Origin of the sequence: Pseudovibrio sp. FO-BEG1 (assembly GCF_000236645.1) — a bacterium.
Lineage (GTDB): Bacteria > Pseudomonadota > Alphaproteobacteria > Rhizobiales > Stappiaceae > Pseudovibrio.
The window spans coordinates 140,249-157,616 of record NC_016642.1; the positions used below are offsets into that span (position 1 = coordinate 140,249).

Annotated in this window: 17 protein-coding genes; 9 read left to right on the forward strand and 8 right to left on the reverse strand. The window is 51.3% G+C overall.

What is annotated here, in order from left to right; genetic code table 11:
• The first annotated feature begins 137 nt into the window (after window positions 1-137).
• Both PSE_RS00680 and typA read left to right on the forward strand, forming a co-directional pair.
• Window positions 138-518 (forward strand): hypothetical protein, encoded by a 381-nt coding sequence (locus PSE_RS00680; protein ID WP_008550598.1) that lies wholly within the window; start codon window positions 138-140, stop codon window positions 516-518.
• A 319-nt stretch (window positions 519-837) separates the two neighbouring features.
• On the forward strand, window positions 838-2,655 hold the full coding sequence (gene typA, locus PSE_RS00685) for a translational GTPase TypA (protein WP_008550498.1): 1,818 nt from the start codon (window positions 838-840) through the stop codon (window positions 2,653-2,655).
• Window positions 2,656-2,721: 66 nt separating this feature from the next.
• Here the strand turns inward: typA and PSE_RS00690 are convergent, their stop codons facing one another.
• The 6 genes from PSE_RS00690 to PSE_RS00715 form a co-directional block, all read right to left on the reverse strand.
• Window positions 2,722-3,684: a sterol desaturase family protein gene (locus PSE_RS00690; protein ID WP_014283116.1), complete on the reverse strand. Its 963-nt coding sequence runs from the start codon at window positions 3,682-3,684 to the stop codon at window positions 2,722-2,724.
• 584 nt (window positions 3,685-4,268) lie between these two features.
• Window positions 4,269-4,874, reverse strand: a complete 606-nt coding sequence (locus PSE_RS00695; protein WP_014283117.1) for a superoxide dismutase family protein — start codon at window positions 4,872-4,874, stop codon at window positions 4,269-4,271.
• Window positions 4,875-5,042: 168 nt separating this feature from the next.
• Entirely contained in the window at window positions 5,043-5,669 is a 627-nt protein-coding gene (locus PSE_RS00700; RefSeq protein WP_041767760.1) for a hypothetical protein, read from the reverse strand.
• A 192-nt stretch (window positions 5,670-5,861) separates the two neighbouring features.
• Window positions 5,862-6,797 (reverse strand): prephenate/arogenate dehydrogenase family protein, encoded by a 936-nt coding sequence (locus tag PSE_RS00705; RefSeq protein WP_014283119.1) that lies wholly within the window; start codon window positions 6,795-6,797, stop codon window positions 5,862-5,864.
• Between the two features lie 18 nt (window positions 6,798-6,815).
• The gene (hisC, locus tag PSE_RS00710; RefSeq protein WP_014283120.1) at window positions 6,816-7,913 is read right to left on the reverse strand and encodes a histidinol-phosphate transaminase; all 1,098 of its coding nucleotides are present in this window, start codon (window positions 7,911-7,913) and stop codon (window positions 6,816-6,818) included.
• 32 nt (window positions 7,914-7,945) lie between these two features.
• Window positions 7,946-8,794, reverse strand: coding sequence for a chorismate mutase (locus tag PSE_RS00715; protein ID WP_014283121.1), 849 nt, complete (start codon window positions 8,792-8,794; stop codon window positions 7,946-7,948).
• A gap of 191 nt (window positions 8,795-8,985) precedes the next feature.
• Here PSE_RS00715 and PSE_RS00720 point away from each other — a divergent pair, with 191 nt between their 5' ends.
• The 3 genes from PSE_RS00720 to PSE_RS00730 all read left to right on the forward strand — a co-directional run bounded on the left by PSE_RS00720 (window position 8,986) and on the right by PSE_RS00730 (window position 11,496).
• Complete coding sequence (locus PSE_RS00720) at window positions 8,986-10,227, forward strand: homoserine O-acetyltransferase (RefSeq protein ID WP_014283122.1); 1,242 nt, start codon at window positions 8,986-8,988, stop codon at window positions 10,225-10,227.
• Between the two features lie 43 nt (window positions 10,228-10,270).
• Window positions 10,271-10,894, forward strand: a complete 624-nt coding sequence (gene metW, locus PSE_RS00725; RefSeq protein ID WP_014283123.1) for a methionine biosynthesis protein MetW — start codon at window positions 10,271-10,273, stop codon at window positions 10,892-10,894.
• Between the two features lie 137 nt (window positions 10,895-11,031).
• On the forward strand, window positions 11,032-11,496 hold the full coding sequence (locus tag PSE_RS00730; protein WP_041767762.1) for a hypothetical protein: 465 nt from the start codon (window positions 11,032-11,034) through the stop codon (window positions 11,494-11,496).
• Here the strand turns inward: PSE_RS00730 and PSE_RS00735 are convergent.
• Complete coding sequence (locus tag PSE_RS00735; RefSeq protein ID WP_041767764.1) at window positions 11,483-12,244, reverse strand: class I SAM-dependent methyltransferase; 762 nt, start codon at window positions 12,242-12,244, stop codon at window positions 11,483-11,485. The two genes, PSE_RS00730 and PSE_RS00735, sit on opposite strands and share 14 nt — an antisense overlap.
• A gap of 186 nt (window positions 12,245-12,430) precedes the next feature.
• On the opposite strand from PSE_RS00735, the gene gloB reads away from it, so the two are divergent.
• The 4 genes from gloB to PSE_RS00755 all read left to right on the forward strand — a co-directional run bounded on the left by gloB (window position 12,431) and on the right by PSE_RS00755 (window position 16,441).
• Window positions 12,431-13,201, forward strand: a complete 771-nt coding sequence (gloB, locus tag PSE_RS00740) for a hydroxyacylglutathione hydrolase (protein WP_208608950.1) — start codon at window positions 12,431-12,433, stop codon at window positions 13,199-13,201.
• The gene (locus PSE_RS00745) at window positions 13,201-13,641 is read left to right on the forward strand and encodes a cupin domain-containing protein (RefSeq protein WP_014283125.1); all 441 of its coding nucleotides are present in this window, start codon (window positions 13,201-13,203) and stop codon (window positions 13,639-13,641) included. Before gloB ends, PSE_RS00745 begins: the two co-directional genes overlap by 1 nt.
• A 496-nt stretch (window positions 13,642-14,137) precedes the next feature.
• Window positions 14,138-15,382, forward strand: coding sequence for an argininosuccinate synthase (locus tag PSE_RS00750; protein ID WP_008550711.1), 1,245 nt, complete (start codon window positions 14,138-14,140; stop codon window positions 15,380-15,382).
• A gap of 207 nt (window positions 15,383-15,589) precedes the next feature.
• Window positions 15,590-16,441, forward strand: a complete 852-nt coding sequence (locus tag PSE_RS00755; protein WP_014283126.1) for a class I SAM-dependent methyltransferase — start codon at window positions 15,590-15,592, stop codon at window positions 16,439-16,441.
• Window positions 16,442-16,909: 468 nt separating this feature from the next.
• On the opposite strand, the gene PSE_RS26850 is transcribed toward PSE_RS00755, so the two are convergent.
• Window positions 16,910-17,368, reverse strand: a complete 459-nt coding sequence (locus tag PSE_RS26850) for a hypothetical protein (protein WP_083841533.1) — start codon at window positions 17,366-17,368, stop codon at window positions 16,910-16,912.

The window sequence follows — 17,368 nt, forward strand, 5'->3', positions numbered from 1 at the left end:
GGATTGCAATACCCAATATTGCGATATTGAATGGTATTAGATTGCCATATTCCTTTTTGTAGTCAAGCGACTGTCTACTGATGGTCCCGACCCATAATTTATTAGTTAGCCGAAGGTCTAAATTAAAGGAGCACTGCTTGCTTTTACCTGAACTGTCTAACCTTGAACAACAGAAACAGGAGCTTCAAGCAAGCTTTCGCGAACGTGGATACGCATTTCACCACCAAATTGACACGCCCGGACGGATCTGGAGAAATCTGTTTGCGGAGGCAGAAGAGATTTTCGTCGCCCTGACACCTGGCATGTCTATAGGGATCAATGGTCAGTTTATCAATTTAGAGCCCTTCGAAGAATTCTATATTCCTGCAGGCAAGAGCTTCGATATCGTAGGCCGTTGCCCGGATGAGTGCCAATGGATGCACGCGTATGACCTTGCTGAGATCGATGTGCGCTCAAGATTGGTGAGAAAATCCGGCCTGCTTTCTATCGACGATTACAACTTCCTCAATGAAGAGTAAGTGATCTGGCACACTTTTGCGCCGAAAGCCGCAATAAACCTCATTTTTTGATGCCTCGGTGAGAACTTGTCAGCTTATCAGAAGCTGAATTGCGTTCTTTTTCCGGCAAAATCTATCGAACCAGCCAATCTGACCTAGAAAAAAGCGTGCTCGACTAAATACTTAGCAGTTTTTTGGCGAGATGGTTTGAAATGACACAAAAATAGGATAGAAGAGCGCATCTTTCATTAGAGAAAAACCAGATTGAAGGAATGGCGTGGATCGGGCACCTCATGATCCTCCCACACGCCGCGACTTCCTATGGCCAGACGGAGCCTCCATGAAACTTCGCAATATTGCGATCATCGCCCACGTTGACCACGGCAAGACAACCCTGATCGACGTCCTGTTGAAGCAGTCCGGCGTCTTCCGCGACAACCAGCGCACCGAAGAACGCATGATGGACTCCAACGATATCGAGCGTGAGCGCGGCATCACCATTCTGGCGAAGAACACTTCGCTTGTATGGAAAGACACCCGCATCAACATCGTTGACACCCCAGGCCACGCCGACTTCGGCGGTGAAGTTGAGCGTATCCTTCACATGGTTGACGGTGTTGTCCTGCTCGTTGACGCAGCTGAAGGCCCAATGCCGCAGACCAAGTTCGTACTTGGTAAAGCACTGAAGCTTGGCCTCAAGCCAATCGTCGCGATCAACAAGATCGACAAGCCTGAGCAGCGTGCTGACGAAGTGCTGGACGAAGTGTTCGACCTCTTCGCATCTCTGGATGCAAACGAAGAGCAGCTCGACTTCCCAGTCGTCTACGGTTCTGCAAAGCAGGAATGGATGTCACTTGAACCAGCAGGTCCTCAGGACTCCATGGCTCCACTGTTCGATATGATCCTCGACAAAGTGTCCGAGCCACAGGCTGAAGAAGGTGAATTCCGCCTCCTGGCAACCACCATCGAATCCGATCCGTTCCTCGGTCGCATCCTCACAGGCCGCATCGCTTCCGGCGTTGCGAAACCAAACATGGCTGTTAAAGCCCTGTCCCGTGATGGCAAGCTGATCGAAACCGGTCGTATTTCCAAGGTTCTCGCATTCCGTGGCCTTGAGCGTCAGGCAATTGACGAAGGTGAAGCAGGCGACATCGTTTCCGTAGCAGGCCTCACAAAGGCAACTGTTGCTGACACCATTGTTGACCCGCAGGTCACTGAGCCAATTCAGGCACAGCCAATCGATCCGCCAACCCTGTCCATGATGTTCCGCGTGAACGATGGTCCTCTGGCTGGCACCGAAGGCTCCAAGGTTCAGTCCCGCGTTATCCGCGAGCGTCTGCTGAAGGAAGCTGAAGGTAACGTTGCACTGCGCGTTGAAGAAACAGACGAACCAGATGCATTCATCGTTTCTGGCCGCGGCGAACTTCTGCTCGCAATCCTGATTGAAAACATGCGTCGTGAAGGCTTCGAGCTTTGCGTTGGTCGTCCACGCGTTGTTTATCAGGAAGATGAAGCAGGCAACCGCCTTGAGCCAATCGAAGAAGTTATCATCGACGTTGATGACGAGTTCTCCGGTGCTGTTGTTCAGAAGCTGACCGAGCGCAAAGCTGAACTGCTTGAAATGCGTCCGTCCGGCGGTGGTCGTACACGTCTCGTGTTCAACGCACCAACCCGTGGCCTCATCGGTTATCAGGCAGAACTGATGTCTGACACACGTGGTTCTGCAATCTTCAACCGCGTGTTCCACGAATACGCACCGTACAAAGGTCAGATCCAGGGTCGCCACACCGGCGTTCTGCTGTCCAACGGTCAGGGCGAAGCAGTTGCATACGCGCTGTTCAACCTGGAAGATCGCGGTCCAATGATGATCGATCCGGGCACCAAGGTGTATCAGGGCATGATCGTAGGTGAGCACACCCGCGGCAACGACCTTGAAGTGAACGTTCTGAAGGGCAAGCAGCTCACCAACATCCGGTCTGCTGGTAAGGACGATGCGGTTAAGCTGACCACCCCAATGAAGCTGAGCCTTGAAGGCGCGCTCTCTTACATCTCAGAGGATGAACTGGTGGAAGTTACTCCAGAATCCATCCGTCTGCGTAAAGCGCTGCTCTGCCCGCATGAGCGCAAACGCGCTGAGCGTGCTGCAAAAGCAAGCTAATCAGCTCGCAATTAGATTTCCAAAGGGAGGGCCTCGGCTCTCCCTTTTTTGTTGCGCTTCAAACGCTCACTCAGCTGGCTCAACGGCTTTGGCAGCCGGATCACCCTCACCGGTCGACAACCCGTCTTCCTGCGCCTTCAAACGCTCCTGTTTTCGCTTCCAGTTCGCTTTTGCCTTCTTCGTGGTCATACGAGACCCATCGGGCGTCCAGCCCGGCGTGCGGAACATGTAGCCATAAACATCTCTCAAAGAGCGCGCGGTCTTCAGGTCCTTCACCATCGCAATCCACTCATGGAACGCAACGATCAGCAGGTTGTTGGTTTCAAGGTTCTTGCCAATCCCATACCGCGGCGGGTCTTCAGCGACTTCCGGGCTGAACGTGCCAAACATCCGGTCCCAGATGATCAACGTCCCTGCGTAATTGGAGTCCAGATATCGCGGGTTCGTCGCATGATGCACACGGTGATGGCTGGGCGTATTGAAGATCCATTCCAGTGGCCCCATGCGATCCACCAGTTCTGTATGAATCCAGAACTGATAAAGCAGGTTCCACGCTGCAACGAAGAAGATCATCTCCGGCGGAAAGCCAAACAATGCAATCGGCAAGCCAAAGATGAAGGTTAGCGCAATGGTTCCCGTCCAAGTCTGCCGTAAAGCAGTCGAGAGATTGTAACGCTGCGAAGAATGGTGGTTCACATGGCTCGCCCAGAACCAGCGATACTCATGCCCAAACCGGTGCTGCCAATAATAGGCTAGATCATACAGCACAAAGCAGATCAGGATGGTCCACCAGTTGACCGGCACGTTTTCAATAAGGCGATGACTATAAACCCAGCTATGCGCCGCATAAGAAACAGCCGCCCCAAACACGATTTTTACGACAAGGCTCCCAATCCCCATCGCCAGACTGAAAAACGTGTCTTTGACGTCATACCCATCAATACCGCGCAGCTTCAAAGCCACGCCTTCAGCAATCATCAGAATAATAAAAAACGGCACCGCATACGAAATCGGATCAAAAAACTCCATTGAGATGGCCCTCCCCAACCAAACTCAATTGCCCGCAGCACTCCCAACACACACGAGCAACTTACCTTAACGGTAACATACTCCTGTATGTGTCATCAAACCCCGGCTAACGATCCCATAAAACGCCAGGAACACGCCTTTCGCAGCCCCTCTCTAAAAAACTTATCCCCCTTGCCGAAAACCTCCTTAAGCTTGATCTCGTGCCCACGCATTCGGGCAGGAGTGGACCGTCCGCTCCGTGGCGTGGGTGGGGTTGGGCTACTGACACGAGGTAACGTATCGTGTCGGGAGGTCCGGTGAAGCGCCATACCCTATTGAGACCACAGTGGTAGTAGGGAGCTTGGGGTCGTTCCGGAGGGCGTCCGGTGGTGACAGGAAACTGTCAAAGGCACAGCACGTGCCTGTCGCGTCTGTTCGAGAGGGAGCCCGCGTGTTCATGAGAAAAGGCCCGGGCGAGGCGAACAGCCAATGCCGAAGAAACACATTTAACAAGTAGCGCAGGCAGAGCCTGTTCGCCTTGCTCCACCCGTTTAAACGGGAACTTTCAGCACCAACACTGCATGGATTTCCATGCGGTGCTAAAACTACTTGGTGTCGCTCACTGGCTCTTCAGGATAGCTCTGGAAACCATCTGCATTTTGCGTCACAGGCACAATCACCCCACAGGCAATCCGTCCACCCGCATCACCCGTTGGCTGACTGTGATAGTCATCAGGGTCCGCATGCACAATCAGCGCCCTTCCCGGTCCGCCAATCAGACTGTCCGGATCATCAGGCGCAAGGTCGAGCCTCTCCGTAAAGTACTCCACCACCAGCTTCCCGTTTTCCGGCACATGCAGGTTCGGCAAATCACCCGCATGCGGCCCACCAGCAACGCCAACGCCATGCTCATTCCCTTCCGGCGCAAAGTGTCCACCAGCAGCTGAGAAGGTTGGCTCACAAAGGCCGGTCTCGTGCACATGGAAGCCGTGCACCCCAGGAGGAAGCCCATCAAACGAAGCAGTGATGTGAAGGATGTGGCTCGGCGTTTCTGTCAACACCACTCGGCCAACCTGCTTGCCATCTGCGTCTTTCATAACAGCAACAGCAGTTGGACCAGCAGGAACCTGATCCTCTTTCGAAGCCATCGCAGCAAAACTTGCAACAGCAAAACCAGCAGCAACAACGGCTGCCAATCCATTCAGTTTCATCAGATGAAAACTCCTGAAAGCGCTCTATTCACGCTCAGAGTATTCAGCAACTCACTAGACGCAAAGTATGCCTTGCAACCTCGGTAAACCAATGCATTCACGAAGATTAAGAAATCTAGCAAATCTTATTATCATTTAAAAAGAGGAGAACGGTCACAAATCAGCGAACTACAGCTCCAAGCTTCTCATATTACTATCAAAATCAGCATTCTCAACCAGAGTGTTCCCAGAAACTCCTTTATCCATGATAGCAGTAACCAACGGTTTTTCTGTACCAGCCAGCTGAATCAACCTAGTCCTGACAAACATCCAGGCAGGAATATTATTTTCAATGATACTTCCATTCGCAGGAGCAACGCCATAGTGAGAAGTATTGAGCTTCACAACTTCCCTCGGCAAACCGGGATTATCACTAATTGCCGCCTGAACCGCTTTAACGGCTTCTTTTGTTGTTTCAATTGGCTCCTGCCCGGTGAAGATAAAGACGTTATCTTTCCGAGCGTCATGCAGGTGATTACTCCAAAACCCTCCCAGTCGCTCACGACAGGTATCCTTCGAAACAGGAGAATACTCCCTTCTTGTTGTCCCATTCGGATTCTTGACCATCTTAGCGCTATTCAGATTTGCCGAGAGAATATGAGCCATCGCAGCAGCAATAGGCTTTCCGTTGGCATCTTTGTTCAACACATAAACAACCAGACAAGATCCCTGTCCACCTGTGAGAAAGCTGGTGTTCTCAAAGTTATCAGCATCTATCACACCATAAGTATTCGTAGCGATAATATTGTAAGGCACGTCTACTCTCCTTGTTCCATTCTGCTTTCTTTAGTTTTCAGGAAAGAGACGGTGAGCAATACTAACTGTGACCTCGCGATATTCTTTAAGCTAAACAAAGAGTTTACGTCTGCATTAAGAACCCTTGTGCAAACAAAAAAAGCAGGACACACAGCCCTGCTTTTCAGTGAGTTTTACAATATTAGTAAACGCTTACTCTGCTGGCTCGCCCTGCTCGTTCTCACGACCAAAGTTCGGAGCCGCAGATTCCTGACCAGCTTCAACCAGCTGATGGCGAATGCCTTTGGTGCGGGTGAACAGCTTGAACAGTGCATCCCCATCACTCCAGCGGATCGCACGTTGCAAGGCAGACAAGTCCTCGGAGAAGCGAGAAAGCATCTCCAGAATAGCCTCTTTGTTGTTCAGGCAAACATCCCGCCACATGGTCGGATCAGAAGACGCCAGACGGGTGAAGTCACGGAAACCAGAAGCGGAGTACTTGATCACCTCAGACTTGGTCACAGTCTCCAGATCATCTGCCGTTCCAACAATGTTGTAAGCGATGATGTGCGGAAGGTGAGACACAACAGCCAGCACCAGATCATGGTGCTCAGCATCCATGGTCTCGACCTGAGAGCCACACGCTTCCCAGAACGCAGTCAGGCGCTCTGTAGCACCCTGATCACAGTTCGGCACAGGCGTCAGAATGCACCAGCGGCTCTCAAAGAGAGAGGCAAAGCCCGCATCAGGACCAGAATACTCAGTACCTGCAATCGGGTGGCCCGGAACAAAATGCACATTATCCGGCAGATGCGGCTGCATCGCAGAAATAACGGAGGCCTTAACAGAACCCACATCCGTCACGATCGCACCATTCGCCAGATGCGGCGCAATGGTTTTCGCGACGGCTCCACATGCACCAACCGGTACACAAACGATGACAAGGTCTGCCCCTTTTACGGCTTCTGCTGCGTCCAGATAATATCGGTCCCCAAGCTTCAACTCTTCCGCACGCTTCAGAGTGACTTCTGAGCGCGTGGATACAACAATTTCACCCGCCAGCTTTTCGCGGCGCATGACATGCGAAAGAGAGGAGCCGATCAGACCGATACCAATCAGTGCGACCCGGCCAAACAAGGGTTCAGACATGGAGACCTTCTATTAGAACTACTTCAGAAATTCAGTGAGAGCAGCAACAACATCCTTGTTCGCTTCCTCACTGCCGATTGACATGCGTAGCGCATTATCAAATCCATAGGCTTTCACCTGCCGCAGCACACACCCGCGTTCCAGCAGGAAGGCATCAGCATCGACAGCCCGTTTGCCCTGTTCTTCAGGGAAATGGATCAAAATGAAATTGCCGACACTTGGCGTTACGTCAAGACCTAGTTTGGTCAGTTCGTTAACTACCCACGGCAACCATTCGTTATTGTGGCTAACTGCCTGCTCAATGAAAGCCTGGTCCCGCACAGCAGCAGCACCAGCCGCAATCGCAGCAGCATTCATGTTGAAAGGACCACGAATACGGTTCAGCGCATCAATAATGTGCTCAGGACCATACGCCCAGCCAACACGCAGCGCTGGCAAACCGTAAGCCTTGGAGAACGTCCGTGTCATCACCACGTTCTCGGAGTTCGCAACCAGCTCAATACCGGACTGGTAATCGTTACGACGAACATACTCAGCATACGCTGCATCAAGAACCAGAATGCAGTCCTTTGGCAGTCCGGCATGCAAGCGCTTCACTTCGTCAAACGGAATGTAAGTGCCGGTAGGATTGTTCGGGTTCGCTACAAAGACCATTTTGGTCTTCTCAGTCACGCGCTCCAGAATAGCGTCCACATCTGTGGTCAGATCTTTTTCTGGCGCAATAACAGGCGTTGCACCCGCAGCGTGGATCGCAATCTTATAAACAAGGAAGCCATGCGTGGTATAAATAGCTTCATCACCTTCACCCAGATAAGCATAGGCCAGCAGGCTCAGCACTTCATCAGAACCACACCCGCAAATGATGTGATCTGGGTTCAGTCCATAGACCTCACCAATCGCAGTGCGCAGCTCACCGGCACTGCCATCAGGGTAAAACTGAAGCTCAGAGATGGTACGATACGCTTCCAATGCTTTCGGGCTCGCACCTAAAGGAGATTCATTGGAAGAGAGCTTATGCAGTTTATGCCCACCGTTTGCCTTCGCCTTACCGGGTACATACGGATCAATCGCCAACACACCAGCACGAGGGACAGGGCGTACTACCTGCTCTTCCATCAACTCATTCCTTCATTCAAAAAACACGCAGTTTAACGGACTGCGTCTGCTTCACTATCAAATTCATCATCTAGGTCAAGCGGCGCGGGGTATCCACCGACATATCTAAGTTTATCCGGCGTCGCCTCAGCAATTTCAAAGAAAGTCGCCAGCTCTTGCTCGGATATATTCCCCGGAACAGCTAATAGCGCATCTACGCCCTCAAAACTGCGATAAAAACTCAACACTTCTATACCTTTGTGCATCAATGAGCCCGGTATAGCTCTGGTCCAGCACACATCGTAAACGCAGATATCCGGCTTCTCCGTCTCTGCGGTCTGCGCAGCAACAACAACAGCTGGCAAATCTGCCGGACGATCCTGAACCACCAGAAACGGGAGTCGTGCAATAATTGATGGGCCGTTTGAACCATCCTCACGCAACCCCAGACCACGCCACCAAGGAGTTTCCGCACGCTCATCCAGCGCAATCACACCCAGATCGACCTGTGAATAATCAACCTCTGCAAGCACAGCAGAAGGGTCGATCTCGCGCCGCTGCTCAACCGCATATCCAAAATAGAACCGTGCCAGCTCACTCATGGCGACTCGATCTGCGCTTCCATCAAGATGAACACGATAAGTTGTCTGGGCTTTGGTCAGCGAAGAGATTATCTCACGCCAGATATGTTCCAATGACATAATTGGCAGAACACCCCGGTGGTTCTCAACCAGCCGCCGCATAATGTCTGCTTCACGAGACGGACGAAAAACAGCATGCATAGAACCTTGTTCAGCTTTTGCCGCAACAATATGCTCAATCAGGTCTGCGCGTTCCATGAGCAGGATATGGAGTTTGTCATCAACTTCATCCAGTTTATCGCGGACTTGAGACAAGCTCATTTTAGTATCCGCAACTGATGAAGACCCAGACATTGCACTAACCCACTCGAATTATTGAACAGAACCTATGTAAATTCATAGGAAACAACGCGGATGAAAGCAAAAGAAAACGTTGACACACTGCCAATAGACACCTAGCAAAAACTCTCTTGCAATCCCTTAGAGGAACACCCAATTCGCTTTCACGTACCTTGGAAGAAAACATGACTGAGACTGCCAGCGCACAGCCGGAGAAAACTCCGATTACCTCGCCCTCAACACAAGCCAGTGTTGCAGCGGAGCAGATGGATATGCCTGCCAGCAAGCTCATGCGATTTGGACCTGAAAATCCTCTTCGACTGGATGAAGGCACAGAACTTGCACCTTGGCAGATCGCCTACGAAACATATGGCGAGCTCAACGCTGACAAAACCAACGCCATCCTCGTCTGCCACGCCCTCACCGGCGACCAGTACGTTGCCTCCGAAAATCCGGTAACAGGCAAGCCCGGCTGGTGGTCCATGATGGTTGGTCCGGGCCAACCAGTAGACACTGACAAGTACTTCGTCATTTGCGCGAACGTGCTCGGAGGCTGCCTCGGCACCACAGGCCCTGCATGTACCAATCCGGAAACTGATGAAGTCTACGGGCTGGACCTTCCCGTCGTCACAATCGGTGACATGGTGCGCTCTCAGGCAAAACTGGTTGAAGCACTCGGCATTGAAACCCTGTTTGCAGTGGTCGGCGGCTCCATGGGTGGCATGCAGGTGCTACAATGGGCTTCTGCTTATCCGGAAAAGGTGTTCGCAGCTGTTCCAATTGCAACTGGCCCACGCCATTCCAGTCAGAACATCGCTTTCCACGAAGTCGGTCGTCAGGCTGTCATGGCAGATCCGGACTGGTGCCACGGCCAGTACGCCAAAGAAGGCAAACGTCCTTTGAAGGGCTTGTCCGTTGCGCGTATGGCAGCGCACATCACCTACATGTCTGACGAGAGCCTGCACAACAAGTTTGGTCGCAATCTGCAAGACCGCTCCGCCATCACCTTTGGCTTTGATGCGGACTTCCAGATCGAGAGCTATCTGCGCCACCAGGGTATGACCTTCGTGGATCGCTTTGATGCAAACTCATACCTCTATGTGACCCGCGCGATGGACTACTTCGACCTCGCAGCAGCACATGGTGGCAAGCTGGCCAACGCGTTCTTGCACAGCGACACACGTTTCTGCGTCATGTCCTTCACCACCGACTGGCTTTTCCCAACCTCGGAGAGCAAGGATATTGTACGCGCCCTCAACGCAGCCGGAGCAAACGTCTCCTTCGTCGAGATCGAAAGCTCTCGCGGACACGATGCATTCCTTCTTGATGAACCTGAACTGTTCAAAACAATGCGTGGCTTCCTGACCGGAGCTGCCAAAGCCAGAGGCATCCCTGCCCCCGGCAATGGTGATTGACCGTAGTCTTGAACAACCAGCTTCATCAGAAAGCAGATCTATTATGACAAAACTTGATTTGAGCGATGTACGCGGCGACCACCGAATTCTCTGCGATTTTGTAGCACCGGGCTCTCGCGTACTGGATATCGGCTGCGGTACAGGCAACCTGCTTGAACTGCTGATCAACACCCGCGGTGTCGATGGACGTGGCTTCGACACCTCGCAAAAGGGTGTGAACGAAGCAGTGGCACGTGGCCTCTCCGTTGTTCAGGGCGATGCGGACAAAGACCTTTCCGCATATCCGGATGACGCTTTCGACTACGCCATCCTGAGCCATACGCTGCAGGCCACCATGGATCCGAAACAGGTTCTTGAACAGCTTCTGCGTATCGGCAAGAAAGTCGTCGTATCCTTCCCGAACTTCGGCCACTGGCGCAACCGCATGCAGCTGCTCTTCAAAGGCAGAATGCCGGTGACGGACTACCTGCCGTATCAGTGGTACGACACCCCAAACATCCACTTCTGCACCATCCGCGACTTCGTGGCACTTTCAGAAGAAGTCCACGCCAAAGTCATCAAGGCGGAGGCACTGGACGCCAGAGGCAAGCGAATAGCCTTCAACGCGCCATGGTGGGTCTGGAACCTGATCGGAGACCAGGCCGTCTTCCTACTGGAACGGAAATAATTGAGTAAATCTTATTGCCGGAAAGTGGAAACCGGTTTTCGGATAAGGATTGCAACAAGCAAAAGATTACAGCAATTTAAGTGAGCCGGATTAATGGCAGGCTGCTTTAAGTAACCAGAGATCAATTGGGGGGCGTCATGCTGCATTTTGTTACTGGTGCACCTTTGTGGGTTTGGCCCCTACTCGCTCTTTTGGTTTATTGGGGCATAAAATCTTCGAAGCAACGAACGATCTCGGCTAACTCAGCGTATCTACTGCCTTTCTTCGGTCTTATAACAATCAATGGAATTATTGCCCTGCCAAACCCTTCTCTCAGCTGGTCTGCATTTTTTATATTGTATGCACTCATAGCTGGGGCAACTTTCCAACTGCAAAAGCGCTGGATAATTGCGAGAGACGGAGATCAGGTCACACTTGCAGGCGAATGGTTCACTTTCTCTGTCCTCATGACCCAATTCATAATCAACTACATTGGCAGTGCAACACAGATAGCAAACCCTGACCTTTATGTGAGCCCGATATTCTTAACTCTCTTTGCATCTGTAATTGGAGCAACGTCAGGCACATTTCTGGGCCGGGCTTTATGCATTATTCGCAGCTAGAGCGCGCCTGAGCCCCTGCTGTCTTGCCATTTGGCAGAAACACCGGACGTAGGACCCGCGTCACATGGCTCGCTTTGAGCGGAATACCACGATAAATCTGCTTCTCGGCTTCCGTCACTAAAAGTCCGGCAAAAGCAGGCCAGGCCACAGCACCTAAACGCTCAAAGCTGCGCGCATTCTTCAGCACTAGCTTTGAGTTCGTCGGAGGGACGAACAAGGCTTCCTCCCGCGAAACAACCGAAAGATGATGATTACTCAGGAAGTTATCCAGCTGAGGCCGTGAGTAAGGCCGTCCATAACCAAACGGAGACACTTCAGACCGCGCCCACGCCCCACGGCGGTTAGGCACAATCACAATCACCCGGCCACCGGGCGATAAAACTCGATAGACCTCATCCAGCAACGCACCCGGCTGCCCTGCCATCTCTAGCGAGTGCACAAGCAAAATGCGGTCGATGCAGGAATCCGGAAACGGCAGTTGCCCATCTTCCATAAGGAAGGCCTTGTTCGGCACTTCCACTTCCCGCGGCCACTTCACCACACCTTGGGCAGCGGGCATGCCGGCAAACACACGATTGGTCTTTTTCAGATAGGGCCGCAGATACGGAGCAGCATAACCAATCCCCAGCAAGCTCTGACCACGCATTTCCGGCCACAGCATTTTCACGCGGCTTCCCACCAACACCCGGAGCATTCGTCCGAGTGGCAGATCGTAGAACTCTTTTAAGTGAGTAACATCAAGATACAACTGGTTCTCCGCGCGTTGCCTATTCTTATCATGGGGTGCCAAAGGCCCGGACGCAACGCTTCTTCAAGATGATTTGCAAGCTTAAATCAACCACTCCCAGAGTTTTGTGAGTTTGCAGTTGAATTTGACAGCGTGTCCTCCCATGATCCCACTAGGATTTATTGTGCGCTTGGGAGCTGGTTGATGATTGAAGTTGAAGTTCGGCAGTTTGTTTGTCTGAAAGATAATTTCGGCGTTCTCGTCCACCACCCAGACAGCGGCTGCACTGTTGCAATCGACGTTCCCGAAGCAGCCCCCTACTTACAGGTTCTTGAAGAAACGGGCTGGAATCTCACCGACATCCTGATCACCCACCACCACTGGGATCACGTCGGCGGCCTTGCGGAACTCGTTGAAAAGACCGGAGCCAAGGTCACCGGACCAGAACGCTCTCGCCAACACATCACAACCATGACCCGTTTCGTGGAAGACGGTGATGACATCCTCATCGGTCCAATCGCCGTCAAAGCTATCGGCACACCGGGCCATACACTTGATCATATCTCCTGGTGGTTCCAGGAAGCAGGCATCGCCCACACCGGCGACACCCTCTTCGCCCTCGGCTGTGGCCGGGTATTTGAAGGGGATGCCGAAATGATGTGGGCCTCCCTCAGCCATCTGGCAAATACGCTTCCACCAGAGACAACAATTTACTGCGGCCACGAATACACGCTTTCAAACGCTAAGTTCGCACTGACAATTGATCCCAACAACCAGGCTCTGCAGGAACGCACCAAACGCATCGAAGCCCTTCGCGAAGTCGGACGTCCGACCCTGCCAACTTCCATGGCAGCCGAGCTTTCAACAAACCCGTTCCTGCGCGTTCGCGACCCAGAAGTTCAGAAGAACCTCAATATGGTCAACGCAGAACCTGCTGACATCTTTGCCGAAATCCGCCGTCGCAAGGATAACTTCTGATGTCATTGGACCAAATTACGACAACAACAGCCGAAGAGATCATCGCCGAACTGCAGATGAAAGAGCATCCGGAAGGTGGCTATTACACCGAAACCTTCCGCGATACAGAAGGCCCGGAAGGTCGCGGATACTCAACCGCGATTTACTATCTGCTCAAGAAGGGTCAGAGATCTCACTGGCACCGCATCGATGCAATTGAGACTTGGCACTACTACGGCGGCGCTCCTCTCAAGCTCTCCATCAGCACCGCACAAGGCGAGCAAACAGACATCATACTCGGCGTGGATGTGCTAAATGGCCAACGCCCTCAAGGCATTGTTCCACGTGAAGCATGGCAGTCCGCACAAAGCCTCGGCGAGTGGACACTGGTCGGCTGCACCGTTGCCCCCGGCTTCCTGTTTGACGGCTTCGAACTCGCCCCACCCGACTGGAATCCTTGAGCCCAAATCATCGAATCGAGCCTGCTTCCCACGACTAAGCTTGACCAAAACTCAAAGAGAACCTCGCACAAGTTTAGACAAAAGACGCATAAGTCCTGCCGGGAAATCCTCGTAGATACAGGCACTTGTTGGTTAACAACGAACACCCGTTAAAATTTTCTGCGCATAAACTCTACGGTTTTTCCGCAGAAACAGTTGAGAGATAATGCAGTTTAGCAAGACCTTATACGCACCCAAAACGTGCAGATTTTTGAGTATCAGGACATGTCGTAGAGATCATTATCCTCGCGTTTTCAAAATCTTACCTACCTGACTATTGAGCTGAGCAGTAGCTTTCACCCACAGCACTACTCAAGACACCTGTAAGTAGCTCAACTATCCCGATTAATAACTCATCACTCAATCCTGAATCACCACTTGCGTTGCGCGCTCTGCTCGGTAGATTGCCCAGCGTAGGCGCTTTTATGCGCCCGAACACACATTTGGAAACTAATCTATGGCCCAAGGCGACATCAAAAAAGTTGTGCTTGCCTATTCTGGCGGGCTCGACACCTCGATTATTCTCAAGTGGTTGCAGGCGGAATACGGCTGCGAAGTTGTAACTTTCACTGCTGACTTAGGTCAGGGTGAAGAGTTGGAACCAGCACGACGAAAAGCTGAACTGCTTGGTATTCGAGAAATCTACATTGATGATCTCCGCGAAGAATTCATTCGGGACTTCGTTTTCCCGATGTTCCGGGCCAACGCAGTTTACGAAGGCGTTTACCTCCTCGGTACCTCTATCGCACGTCCGCTCATTTCCAAGCGTCTCATCGAGATCGCTGAAGAAACTGGCGCTGACGCAGTTGCACATGGCGCAACCGGTAAAGGCAACGACCAGGTACGCTTTGAGCTTGCTTGCTACGCACTGAACCCAGACATCAAGGTGATCGCACCTTGGCGTGACTGGACTCTAAAGTCCCGTACCGACCTGATCGAGTTCGCAGAACAGCATCAGATCCCGGTACCAAAGGACAAGCGCGGCGAAGCTCCATTCTCCGTTGACGCAAACATGCTGCATTCCTCTTCCGAAGGTAAAGTTCTGGAAGATCCGAATGAAGAAGCACCAGACTACGTCTTCCAGCGCACCGTTGATCCAATCAACGCGCCGGACGAAGTCACCGAGATCGAAATCGGCTTTGAAAAAGGCGATGCGTGCTCCATCAATGGCGTACACATGTCTCCGGCAACTCTGTTTGCCAAGCTGAACGACCTTGGCCGTGACAACGGCATCGGTCGTCTCGATCTGGTAGAAAACCGCTTCGTCGGCATGAAGTCTCGTGGCATCTACGAAACACCAGGCGGCACCATCCTCCTGTCAGCACACCGTGCGATGGAATCCATCACACTGGACCGTGACGCAGCTCACCTCAAAGACGAGTTGATGCCACGCTATGCAAAGCTGATCTACAACGGCTTCTGGTTCTCCCCTGAGCGCGAAATGCTTCAGGCGATGATCGACAAGTCTCAGGAGTTTGTGACCGGTACGGTTAAGCTGAAGCTCTACAAAGGCAACGTGATCGTTGTTGGTCGTGCGTCCCCTTACTCTCTCTACTCAGAAGAGCTGGTGACCTTCGAAGACGACCACGGCGCTTACGACCAGAAAGACGCTGCAGGCTTTATCCGCCTCAACGCTCTGCGTTTGCGTACGCTTGCAAAGCGTGACCAGATGAACAAAGCAAAAGAACTGACAGACGCCTGAAAGGGTAAAAGCTCTTAGGCTTTACGACAGGTTACCAACCCGCAGTGGAGACACTGCGGGTTTTCTGCATCTGCACAGATATAACTCATAAAAATCAGATAATTACTATAGCTGCATCCTTTTTGCTGCTAACAGAATGACTCACCGTTCCTTAATTTTTTCATGGCTCAATTATCCTAGTATTCAACGCTAAGGATACTGGCAGTCATGGATAACGATAAGAACGAAGAACAAACCAATCCACTCGAAGATATCCTCCGCCACTTCAAACTGTACGATCAGGCACTTGATCTGAAAGGGAGCAAGGAGTTCAACGCTGCCGCAGACCATCTGCTGAAAAGGTTGGAGCAAAACTCAGGAGAGGTTTCAGAGCAAGAACCAGAACTCTCTCTTTATGACACGCAGGCTGCAACATCTGAGAGTTTACCAGCCGATTATGTCTCAGCCTTATTTGATCAAAAAGCGGAGCTCTTTGACCTCAAGCTCATGGAGATCTTGAAGTACAGTGTCCCGCACAAAATACATCAGTCACTTCAGTCCAATAATCTTGGCCCCTTCAAGCGCCTCCTCGATCTAGGCTGCGGAACCGGCCTCGCCGCAGAAGCCCTACAAGAGCAAGTTTCTCACAAAACGGGTGTCGATATATCGAAGGAAATGCTCAAGCTTGCACAAGACAAGCACATCTACGATGAGTATCATCTGAGCGAAATCAACGCGTTTCTCTATCAAAATCACGCGGATAAATGGGACTTGGTCGTCGCGGCAGAGCTGTTTCCCTACTTCGGTGCACTTGAAGAAGTCTTTGAAGGTATCAAGCGTAACATAGAAGAAGACGGTATCTTTGTGTTCTCCGCAGAAGCACTGCTGGAGCACACAGAGGAAGCGCATGATTTTCACATGAGTGATACCCACCGCTTCTCTCATACAGAACATTACCTGCGTAACGTGCTGAAGCGATTTGGGTTCACGCCCGTAGAGTTCAGCCAGATCAACTTGCGCAACGAACAGGAAACCCCTGTTCCTGGGTACTTCGTCATCGCTCGCTATAAAACAACATAGCCCAATCAAAAGGCGGGGCTCAAAGCCCTGCCATCAACGTGATCAGCACCACCACCAGCATAAAGATTGTGGGATAGAACGTCAGCGCAAAGCCCGTTCCACGCCATGGAGCGCCTTTATCATAACTGACGAAAACAAAATGCACCCTAATGCAAAGAGCAATGCAGCCAGAGATGGTACGGACATGGTAGAGGCTGAGTTGCAAAGACGGCAATCAGATACATCTGTTATCACCCACCTCAATGTTCTACATCGGCGCACACATGCTAAGTAGAAAGCCTGACAAACATCCGAAAAGGTGAGTCAACTTTAAAACTGAAAAAGGGTTCTTCTTTTAAAACAGCGAATAAGGTAACTTGACATTTAAGAAATTAGAGCTATCGTGATGGAGAATTCGATGCCTATCGGCTCCGAATCAATCGAGGCTTCGGACGCTGAGCCAGCGTAGCAAATCAGCGTCCGCAATCATTAAGTAGTTACAATCCCCAATGATGCAGCTGTCCACCTTGGCGATGTTCTAATTTTAGAAATGCTATTATCTGCATTATAGCAAGTAATAAAATTAGCTTTCGGAGAACCATTTCTTTTCATTGATATAGAGATGATGACTACAAAGTCCCCATAAGCTATAGCCACACGTCTTTTAGGATTGTATTTACCACTTTTGCTATCATAGCCTTGATACCAATCAGCATTGGGATCTTGCAGCGTTGCTGTTATCCAATCCATTCGTTCTGCGCGAATCAGTGAAAAACTATCTTTTTGCCCATTCCGATTACTACTCTCAAAAAATGCGTGCTCAAATCTATTCTTTTTAAAATAGACGCGAATACCATCATGGGTAGTAATTTCACCTTGACATAGACTGCTCTCGTAATGTGAACGATATTCACTTTCATCGCTTAACTTCAACAGAGGTGGAGACAA